Annotated in this window: 9 protein-coding genes; 1 reads left to right on the forward strand and 8 read right to left on the reverse strand. The window is 73.3% G+C overall.

All coding sequences use genetic code 11. The features are described from left to right. Nucleotides 1-99 precede the first annotated feature (99 nt). The 8 genes from ACWEKM_RS44425 to ACWEKM_RS44460 all read right to left on the reverse strand — a co-directional run bounded on the left by ACWEKM_RS44425 (nt 100) and on the right by ACWEKM_RS44460 (nt 8,557). Nucleotides 100-1,122: a hypothetical protein gene (locus tag ACWEKM_RS44425; protein WP_451627003.1), complete on the reverse strand. Its 1,023-nt coding sequence runs from the start codon at nt 1,120-1,122 to the stop codon at nt 100-102. Nucleotides 1,123-1,223: 101 nt separating this feature from the next. After that, nucleotides 1,224-2,327, reverse strand: coding sequence for an LLM class flavin-dependent oxidoreductase (locus ACWEKM_RS44430; RefSeq protein WP_451627004.1), 1,104 nt, complete (start codon nt 2,325-2,327; stop codon nt 1,224-1,226). A gap of 22 nt (nt 2,328-2,349) precedes the next feature. Then, nucleotides 2,350-3,369, reverse strand: a complete 1,020-nt coding sequence (locus tag ACWEKM_RS44435) for an LLM class F420-dependent oxidoreductase (protein ID WP_451627005.1) — start codon at nt 3,367-3,369, stop codon at nt 2,350-2,352. Beyond that, nucleotides 3,366-4,985 (reverse strand): ABC transporter substrate-binding protein, encoded by a 1,620-nt coding sequence (locus ACWEKM_RS44440; RefSeq protein ID WP_451627006.1) that lies wholly within the window; start codon nt 4,983-4,985, stop codon nt 3,366-3,368. Before ACWEKM_RS44440 ends, ACWEKM_RS44435 begins: the two co-directional genes overlap by 4 nt. 71 nt (nt 4,986-5,056) lie before the next feature. After that, the gene (locus ACWEKM_RS44445; protein WP_451627007.1) at nt 5,057-6,019 is read right to left on the reverse strand and encodes an ABC transporter ATP-binding protein; all 963 of its coding nucleotides are present in this window, start codon (nt 6,017-6,019) and stop codon (nt 5,057-5,059) included. After that, nucleotides 6,016-6,789, reverse strand: coding sequence for an ABC transporter ATP-binding protein (locus ACWEKM_RS44450; protein ID WP_451627008.1), 774 nt, complete (start codon nt 6,787-6,789; stop codon nt 6,016-6,018). The genes ACWEKM_RS44445 and ACWEKM_RS44450 overlap by 4 nt, the downstream gene beginning before the upstream one ends. Then, nucleotides 6,786-7,610, reverse strand: coding sequence for an ABC transporter permease (locus ACWEKM_RS44455; RefSeq protein ID WP_451627009.1), 825 nt, complete (start codon nt 7,608-7,610; stop codon nt 6,786-6,788). The genes ACWEKM_RS44450 and ACWEKM_RS44455 overlap by 4 nt, the downstream gene beginning before the upstream one ends. Continuing rightward, entirely contained in the window at nt 7,607-8,557 is a 951-nt protein-coding gene (locus ACWEKM_RS44460; protein ID WP_451627010.1) for an ABC transporter permease, read from the reverse strand. Before ACWEKM_RS44460 ends, ACWEKM_RS44455 begins: the two co-directional genes overlap by 4 nt. Nucleotides 8,558-9,013: 456 nt before the next feature. On the opposite strand from ACWEKM_RS44460, the gene ACWEKM_RS44465 reads away from it, so the two are divergent. Continuing rightward, nucleotides 9,014-9,880, forward strand: a complete 867-nt coding sequence (locus ACWEKM_RS44465) for a response regulator transcription factor (RefSeq protein ID WP_451627011.1) — start codon at nt 9,014-9,016, stop codon at nt 9,878-9,880. Nucleotides 9,881-9,919: the final 39 nt, after the last annotated feature.

Here is a 9,919-nt window from a genome sequence, read left to right on the forward strand (position 1 = left end):
CGCCCCCGCCCCCCCCCCGCGGGCCCTTGCCCCCCCGGGGGCCCCGCGGCCGGTGGCCGCCGCGCGGCCCGGGCCCGCCCCCGCCCGGGGCCGCCCTGCTCAGGACTGCGTCGGCTCGCCGTGCGCGCGCACCGTGTTGAGGATCTTCATGATGGTCTCCGTGTCGACTTCACCGTCCACGCCCTTGGCGGCGTAGAGGTTGAAGGACACGATGTCGTCCGCCGAGTTCCGGAAGGCGAACGTGACCGCCTTGCCGTCGCTCTCGCACTTGCCGGTGCGCGGGGTGTTGGTCGAACGGGCCCAGGCGTAGGCGCCCTTGACGCCCGACTTGGTGGTGTAGTCCGTGGCCTTCTTGTCGTAGGTGATGCTCTTCTTGTCCGGCTGGGTGTAGCCGCCGTAGACCCACCAGGGCACGCCCCGGATCGCCGCCTCGCCGGGGCTCTTGGCACCGCTCTCGCCCTTGGTGCCCGCCACGGCCAGCGCGGTGTCGTCGGTCCGGCCGTCCTTGTCGTCGTCGGAGGTGCACCACTTCGACTTGTACTCGGCCGGTGCCGACATCATGATCAGCGGTTTGGCATCGGGCGACTTGCGGTCCTCGAAGCCGATCGAGGTGCCGGGGGAGTCGATCTCCCAGTCCGCGGGCACGTCGAAGGCGGTGCCCCACTTGGGGTTGATGACCACCTTCCAGCCCGCGACGAGCGGCTTCGCGGTCTCGGTGCCGCGCGGATTCGGCTCAGCGCCGGACGACTGGCTCGCCACCGGGTCCGCCGAGGGCGACTGGCGGGCCTTCTTGTCCGTGCCGTCGTCCGCCTTGTCGTCCTTGTCGCCGCCCAGCACCAGGAATCCGGTCACGCCGGCCGCGACGACCACCGCGGTCGCCGCCACGATCGCGACGAGCTTCGTCCGATTCCCGCCACCACCACCCTGCGGCGGCTGCGGCGGCTGGGGCGCCCCGACGGGTGCGGGCGTGCCCCACTGCGGCTGCTGCGGCTGCTGCGCATACGGGTTGGGCTGCTGGTAGCCGGGCTGCTGATAAGGATTCGGCTGCTGGTAACCCGGCTGTTGATACGGGTTGCTCTGCGGATTCTGCTCGCCCCCTGGCGGCTGCTGTTCTGGCCACATGGGCAGTAACCCTAGTGCCGTGCCGGACACGATTCGGTCACCGGACCTTGTCAGGGACGTACCGAACCGGGGCAGGCGGCTCCCGGGCGTGGCGGGTGGGTTCACCAGCCGCGGCGGATGTGTGGGGCGCGGCGGGGCGAGGGCGGGAGGTAGGCGGCGCGCAGTCGGGCGACGAGGGCCCGGCGCAACTCCCGGTCCTGGTCGGTCTCCAGCGGCATGTCGAGCTGGACGATGCCCACCCCCGCCGCGCGCAGCCAGCCGATGCGGGCGGCGACGGTGTCGGGAGAGCCGACGAACGCGTCGGCCACCGAGCGGGCGATATAGGCGGACAGCTCGTGGGCGCCGGTGACACGGCCGCGTTCACGGTCCCGGTCGAGCTGCACGGCGTCCAGCCAGCGGGCGGCGCCCGGGCCCGAGGTCAGCCGCAGCGCGTCCTCGCGGATGCGCCGGGCGCGCTCCTCGGCCTCCCCGTCGGTGGGGGCGGTGATGACGGTGACGTGGCGCCAGATCCGAAGGGTCCGGCCGTGTTCCGCCGCCGCCGAGTGGGCCCGTGCGATCTGTCGGCGGGTGGCGCTCAGCGGCAGCGGCGACACCGCGTACACGTCGGCGTACCGGCCGGCGAGCGCCACGCCTTGCGGGGAGGAGCCGCCGAAGGACAGCAACTCGGCGCGGGGCCGCGGCAACAGACCCGCGCGGGCGCCGCGCACGGTATAGAACTCGCCGTCGTGGTCGAAGTCCTGACGCTCGGTCAGCGTCCGGCGGAAGACATCCAGATACTCCCCCGCCCGGCGGTAGCGGTCCGCCTTGCCGAGGGTGTCGCCGTCGCGTGCCACGTCCGCGTCGCTGGAGCCCACGATGGCATGGGCGGCGGCCCGCCCGCCGGAGAGCCGGTCCAGGGTGGCCAGGGAGCGGGCGGCCACGGTGGGCGCGGTGGTGCCGACCCGGTGGGCCACCGCCACTCGGAGCCTGCTGGTGGCCGCCAGCGCCCAGGAGGCCACCAGCCACGGGTCCGGCCAGGAGCTCGACTGCACCACGAGGGCGCTGTCGAGCCCGTCCTCCTCGTTCTCCCGCGCGCTGCGGGCCACGAACTCCGGGTCGGCGTCGCGGTCGCGCGGGGCGGGGACGAAGCGCAGGGCCTGACGCTCCTCGGGTGTCGCGCCGGGCAGGGGTGCGGCGCGGACTCCGCCGCGTATGTCGAGCTCCATGGGATGCCTCCGGGGGCGGGAGTCAGTTGGCCGCGGCCGGGCCGAGCCGGGTCAGGGTGTCCAGGACCCGGGCCCGGCTGACGAAGACCTCGGGCGGCAACGACACATACAGCTGGATCGTCGTCACGCCCGGCCGGTGGTAGCGCAGGATGCGCTCGCGGCACTCCTCGGGCGAGCCGCTGATGAACAGTCCGTCGACGGCCTCGTCCGGGAGCGCCTTCTGCGCGCCCTCGACGTCGCCGTCGGCCCACCGCTCGTGCGACTCGCGCAGCAGCTCACCGTGGCCCAGCCACTCGTGGAACTTGCGGTAGGGCTCGCGGTTGAGGATCCAGGCGAGGAACGGGCGGCTGGCCCGGCGGGCGTAACCGGTGTCCTCGGTGGGGCAGACGAACACCTTCACGACGAGTTCCTTGCCCGCCGGCTGCGGTCCGACCGCGTCCAGGATCTTCGGTACGTCCTCCGGGAAGAGCAGGTTGGTGATGGCTCCGTCGCCCTCGCCGAAGCCCAGCCGCAGCATGCCGGGGCGCAGCGCGCCGAGGATCACCTTGACCGGGTCGGCGGGCGGGTGCGGCAGGCGGTAGCCGGTGATGGAGAAGGTGTCGAAGTCGCCGGCGATGTACTCGCCGCGCAGTGCCCGGGTCACGAACCGCAGGACGTCCCGGGTGCGCTTGAACGGCTCGTCGAACGGGATGCCGTTGATGTCGGTGACGTGCGCGGGCACGGACGCGCCCAGGCCCAACAGGAGCCTTCCCGGGGCGAGTTGTGCGAGGGTGGCGGCGGTCTGGGCGAGTACGGCCGGGCCGCGGGTGTGCACCGGGACGATGCCGGTGGCGATGCGCAGGGTCGGCGACCAGGCGGCGGCGGTGGCGAGCGGGGTGAAGGCGTCGGTGCCGCCGCCCTCCGCGCTCCACACGTCCGTGTAGCCGAGGTCGGGCAGCCGCTCGACGAGGAAGCGGTGCCGGTCGATGGTCAGCCCGGGCAGCGGCAGGGTGACGCCCCACTTCGGTGGCAGGTCGGGCGAAGGAACGTGGGAGAGGCTCATGAGGACACCCAGACGGTAGTGAGGTCGAGGAACCAGGACTGCGGTTGGACGAGGCCGTGCACCTTGGGCGAGAGCGCCCTCGGGTTGCGGTCGTTGACGACGAACAGCCAGGGCGCGTCCGCGGTGACCAGCTTCAGGGCCTGCTGGTAGTCGGCCTCGCGAGCGCTGCGGTCGACCTCCGCCCCGGCGGCGGCCAGCAACTTGTCGACCTGGGGATTGCTGTAGTGGCCGGTCCAGAAGGGGCTTCCGGTACCGATGAACAGCGGCAGCAGTGCCTCCGACTGGAAGAGGGTGGTGGACTGCGCGATGGCCTGCGAGTCGCGGGCCACCTCGCCCTTGGCCTCGGCGCTGATGAGCGTCGACCAGTCGGTGCTGCGGATCTCCACCTTGATGCCGACCGCGGCGAGGTCGCGCTGCACCGCCTCGGCGATGGGCACCGGTATCAGGTTGCCGGAGCCGCCGGTGGGGACGGTGACGGAGGTGGAGAAGCCCTTCGGGTAGCCGGCCTCGGCGAGCAGTTTCCGGGCCTTGGCGGGGTCATGGCCATAGGTGTCGCTCGCCGGGTCGTAGGCGAACGTGCCGTGCGGGGCGGCCTGGTGGGCGGGGTCGGCGGTGCCGTGCAGGAGGTCCTCGGCGATGGCCTCGCGATCGATCGCGTAGTTGGCGGCCCGGCGCACCCGAGGGTCGTTCCAGGGCTTGGCGGTGGTGTCGAGGATCCAGTACCAGAGGTGGTCGTAACTGTTGGTGACGACCTTGGCGCCGTCGGCCTCCAGGCTCGCCATGTCGTCGGGGTTCGGGTACTCGATCCAGTTGACCGAGCCGGAGCGCAGCGCGGCCGTGCGCGCGGCGGCGTCGGGCAGCGCCTTCACGATCAGTTTGTCCAGCTTGGGCGCGCCGCGCCAGTAGTCCTTGAACGGGGCGAGTTCGATCTGTTCGCCGGCCTTCTGGCTGAGGAAGCGGAACGGGCCCGTGCCGACGGGGTGTTCGGAGAACTTCGCCGAGCCGGTCTTGCGGACGGCGGTCGGGCTGGCGATCAGGACGTGGGCGAGGTCCTGGGGGAAGTGCCCATTGGGCTCCTTGGTGACGAGCTGGATCCGGTCGTCCGCGAGCTTGCGGTACTTCGTGATGTCACCCGCGTACTCGCTCGCCGAGGCACCGAGGGCGTCCGTGTGGTACGGGCTCTTCTTGTTCAGGTAGCGGTCGAGGTTGAAGACGACGGAGTCGGCGTCGAAGCGGGTGCCGTCCTGGAACTTGACCCCCTTGCGCAGGGTGAACGTCCAGGTCCTGCGGTCCTGGGCGACCTTCCAGGAGGTGGCCAGGGCGCTGGTGATCTCGGACGGGCGGTTGCTCTTCGACAGGTCGTAGCGGGTCAGGCCCTCGTAGATCTGGAAGCTCACGAGGCGTTTGCCCTCGAAGCCGGCGCCGCCGATCACCGTGTCGGGGTTGGGGAGTTTGCCCGTCGCGCCGATGACGAGGGTGCCGCCGGACTTTGCGCCGCCGGATGCGTCGTCGTCGGCGGAGCCGGTGCCGCACCCGGCCGCGGCGAGGCTCAGCAACAGCGCGGCGGCCAGGCCGCTGTGCCGTCTGGGGGCGGATGGAGGGTGGTGGTGCGTCATGGGTTCCTCGTCGTCGTTCAGGGGGTGGAGTTCAGGGCCGGAGTTCAGGGGGTGGAGTTCAGGGCCGGAGTTCAGGGGGTGGACGGTTCACCGACCGGCGCCGGATCGCCGGGCCGCGTCGGCGTGGGGGGCTCCGGGAGGCCGCCGTCGGCGGCCAGCAGGGCGCGGGTGTAGGGGTGACGGGGCGCCGACCACAGGGCCGGGGCCGTGCCCTCCTCCACCACCTGTCCCTCGCACAGCACCACGACCCGATGCGCGAGACGGCGTACGACGGCCAGGTCGTGGGAGATGAACAGGTAGGCGAGGCCGAGGTGTTCCTGGAGCTCGGTGAGCAGGTCGAGGACCTGGGCCTGCACGGTGGTGTCCAGGGCCGAGGTCGGCTCGTCGCACACGATCAGGTCGGGGCCGGTCGCCAGGGCACGGGCGATGGCGACGCGCTGCACCTGCCCGCCGGACAGCTGACGCGGATGGCGCCGGGCGAGCCCCGGGTCCAGGCCGACCTTGCGGAAGAGATCGGCGACGATCGCGGGGCGCTCGCGGCGCGGTGTGCCGTTCACCCGCAGGGCGAACGCGACCGCCTCCCCGGCGCGGAGCGCCGGATTCAGCGAGCCGCGCGGCTGCTGCGGCACGAACTGGAGCCGGGCACGGATACGCCGTCCGGCGGCTCCGCGCAGCCGGTGGGGGTCGTGATCGTCGAAGCGGACCGTGCCGGAGTCGGGTGTGAGCAACCCGAGAGCCAGCCGGGCCAGGGTCGACTTGCCGGACCCCGACTCACCGACCAGCGCGACGGTCTCGCCACGCGCCACCCGCAGGGAGACGTCGTTCACGGCGAGGGGACCGCGCCGGTAGCGCTTGGACACCTGGTCGAGGCGGAGGAGAGCGTGGCCCCGGGGGGAGCCGGGGTCCTGGGCCGCGATGACCGTCGCCTCCCGGGTGGGCGGTGCGCCGACCGTCCCGGCCGTGTCTGCCCTCGTATCACGCTTAGGCGCGGCGCCCGCGCCCCCCGCCGCATCGGCGTCTGTGCCGCGGCTCATCGAGGACCCCCCGGCCGCGCGGCCACCAGCGCGGCGGCATACGGGTGTTCAGGGGCGGTCAGGAGCTTGTCCACGGGGCCGGTCTCGACGATCCGTCCCGATCGCATCACCGCCACCCGGTGGCCGATACGGCGGGCGACGCCTATGTCATGGGTGACCACGAGCAGGGTGGCGCCGCGCGCCGCGAGCAGGTCGAGGACGCGGTTGCGGATCCGGGCGTCGAGCGCCGTGGTCGGTTCGTCGGCGATCAGCAGACCGGGGGCACAGGCGAGGGCCAAGGCGATCACGGCGCGCTGGCGCTGCCCGCCGGACAGCTCATGCGGGTAGCTGCGGGCCGCCCGGTCGGGGTCGGTGAGACCGGTCGCGTCCAGGAACGCGGGGACGGCCTGCCGGGCCGCGCGGCGGCCGACGGCCACCCGGTGGCGCAGCAGCACCTCGACGAGCTGGGCACCGATCCGGCGCAGCGGGTCGAGCCCGGCGTCCGGGTCCTGGGGGACGTATCCGATGCGGCGTCCGCGGATGTCGGAGAGGGCCCGTTCGCCCAGGGCGCGCAGGTCGGTGCCCGACAGCCGCACGCTGCCGCTGACCTCGGCGGTGGGGCCGGGCAGCCCGAGGACGGTGCGGGCGAGGGTGGACTTGCCGCTGCCGGACTCCCCGAGCAGGACCAGGGCCTCTCCGGGGTGCACGGTCAGGGACACCCCGTCCACGGCCCGCACCGCGCCGTGGGTGACCGTCAGGTCCACCACGTCCAGCCGTTCCGGTTCACTCATCGGCCGGCCTCCGTGAGCAGCGTCCGGCCGGCCCCGGTGCCGCGGCGCAGGGCCTCGCCGAGGGTGTTGAAGACGACGGAGACGACGAGGACGGCGAGGGCGGGCAGCACCGCGACCTCGGGGTGGGTGAGCAGGCTGGGCCGCAGCTCGTCGAGCATGGCACCCCATTCGGCGGCGGGCGGTGGCGCGCCCAGGCCGAGGAAGGACAGCCCGGCGGCGTAGACGATGGCCAGCCCCACCAGGGAGGACGAGTAGACGAGCAGCACGGGGGTGACGACCGGAGCGACCTGGCCGACGGCGACCGTCAGCGCGCCCGCTCCGCTCACCCGCGCGGCCTCCAGGTACTCGGCGCTGCGGATGCGCCGTACCTCGGTGAAGGCGACACGGGTGACCGCCGGGGTGAGCACGACCGAGAGCGAGACGACAGTGGCCAGGGTCCCCGGCCGCATCACGGTGGCGACGGTGATCGCCAACAGGACGCCAGGGAAGGCGTAGAGCACGTCGAGGGTGCGCAGCAGCGCGTGTTCGGTGCGGCGTCCGCCGAGGCCCGCGGCGATGCCCAGCAGCGCCCCGGCGACGGTGGCGACGGCGACCGGGAGCACTCCGCCGAGCAGCGAGGGTGCCGCCGCGACGAGGAGGCGGCTGAGGACGTCCCGCCCCAGCGTGTCGGTCCCGAGCAGGTGACCCGGGCTGCCCGGGGGCAACAGCCGCTCCCGGAGGCTGCCCGCGTCCGGGTCGTCGGGGGCGAGCAGCGGGCCGGTGACGGCGAGCAGGAGGAGGGCCGCCGCCAGATACGCGGAGACCGGTGGGCGTCGGCTCACAGCGCACCTCGCAGCCGGGGGTCGATGAGCGCGTGCGCGGTGTCGACGAGGATGTTGATGCCGACGAAGGCGACGGTGACGAGGAGCACGCCCGCCTGGATCAGCGGCAGATCGCGCGCGGTGAGCGCGTCGTAGAGCAGCCGGCCCACGCCCGGCCAGGCGAACAGGGTCTCCACGAACACCACCCCCTCCAGCAGATAGGCCAGTTGGAGCCCGCCGATCGTGAGCAGGGCCGGGGACGCGTTGTGTACGCAGTGCCGCAGGACGGCCGCGCGGCGCAGGCCCCGGGCGCGCAGCCCGTCGGCCAGGTCGGAATGCAGGACGGAGCCGAGGGCGGCACCGAAGACCCGGGCGGTCAGGCCGAGCGGGACGAGTGCCGCCGCCACCGCGGGCAGCACGAGATGGTGCAACTGGTCGGCCATGCCGCCGCCGGTGAACAGATCGTGGGTGCCGCCGGCCGGGAACCAGCGCAGCCCGATGGCGAAGACGGCGATGAGCAGCAGGGCCACCGAGTACTGCGGCGCCGACACCGCGAGCGTGCTGAGGGCACGCGACACCCGGGCCGCGGGCCCGTCGGGGCGGCCGGCGCCGAGGGCGCCCAGCAGGGTGCCGCCCGTGAGCACCAACAGGAACGCGGCGCCCGCGAGCAGCAGGGTCTGGCCCAGAGCCGGCAACAGCAGCTCCCCGACCGGTCGTTGCGCGGAGATGGAGACGCCGAGGTCGCCGTGGAGTGCGTGCCATAGCCAGCGCGTGTAGCGGACCGGCAGCGGCTCGCCCAGTCCCAGGTGTTCGGTGAGCCGTTCCCTGGCCTCGGCGGGGGCACCGGGGCCGAGCAGCGCGGACACGGGGTCGCCGGGGACGAGGGCGACGGCGGCGAAGACGACGACGGTGACGCCGAGGAGGGTGGGGACGGCGAGCAGCAGACGCCGCAGAAGGTACCGCGTCATCCGTCGGTCTCCCGGGTCGGATGTGGGTGCGCGGCCATGCGCTTGGTCCTTCCTGGGCTGGGCGGGCGATGCGGGAGAAGCGTGCGGGAGCGCGAGCGGGGACAACCAGCCAGGTGTTGATGCTGATACCCGTGGTCATAGGACCGGTGGTGCGGAATACACGCTTCCCTCATATACGTGTGATCTGGCCGCTGTTGACCCCCGCCGAACGGCCGAATTACGCTGTTGCCATGGTCAAACGGCGAACCGACTTCACCCTGGTCGGTATCGGCGGCTCGTGGCACCGCAGGTGCTTCGACGAGTCCTGTCGTCCGTGTGCCGGGCGCTGATCTGACGGACAGTCCGTCCCCGCGCCCCTCTCCCGCTCCAGGCCGATCCGCCATCGCTGAGGGGACCACACGTGAAGCCGTATCGCCCATCCGGCGTCATCTCCCGTGAGATACCGGAGAGTTCGTGGTGACGACGCTGACCACCGCGACCGCCTTCGGTGACCCGCGGGCGCTGCACGCGGAGATCGACAACCCGCTCGACATGATCGCCGGGCACCAGTTCCTGGCCGAGGCGGAGGAGCGCCCCACCAGGCAGCCGCCGTACCGCCGTTCCTGGGCGGCTGCCGCCTGCGACTGCGGGCACCCGGCCTGCGCCGGGCCGGGGGCCCACACTCGGGCACCCGGCACCCGGGTCTTCCTCGCCGAGCGCCACCCGGTGGCCAGCGCGGGACTGCGCAGTGTCCTGAACGCCGATCCGGGCACGACGGTCGTCGGCAGCTCCGGGGACACGCCGGGGCTGCCGGACGCGCTGCGCCGGGTCCGGCCCGACGTGGTGCTGCTGGGCCGACGCGGGGCGCTCGCGGAGGACCTGGCCCTGGTGGCCCGGCTGCGCGCCCTCGACGTGGTGCCCGAGGCCCGGGTGCTGCTGCTGCGCCGCGTGGAGAGCACTGCCGAGGCGAGCCGTGTGCTGCTGGCGGGCGCGAGCGGCTGTTTTCCGCTGGACCTGCCCGAGGAGGGGATCATCCGCGCGGTGGGCATCGCCGGCGCGGGCGGCTCGGTGTTCCTGCCCGCTCCGCCGCCGGCCCGCTTCCAGCCGGCGAGCCTGGCCGGGGACGCGGCCGAACCCCCGCCGCAGCAGTGCGGGCTCACCGACCGGGAACGCCAGGTCCTCGCGCAGCTCGCCCGCGGGCTGAGCAACGCCGAGATCGGCCGGGAACTGGCGCTGGCCGAGGCCACGGTGAAGAAGCACCTCACCAACGCGATGCGGAAGACGGGGCAGTCGGACCGGCTACGGGCGGCGCTGTACGCGCACCGCCACGGTCTGGCGGGCTGAACCGCGCACACGGCGATGGGCGGGCACGGCCGAGTGCCC

The sequence above is a fragment of the Streptomyces sp. NPDC004752 genome (assembly GCF_053601275.1).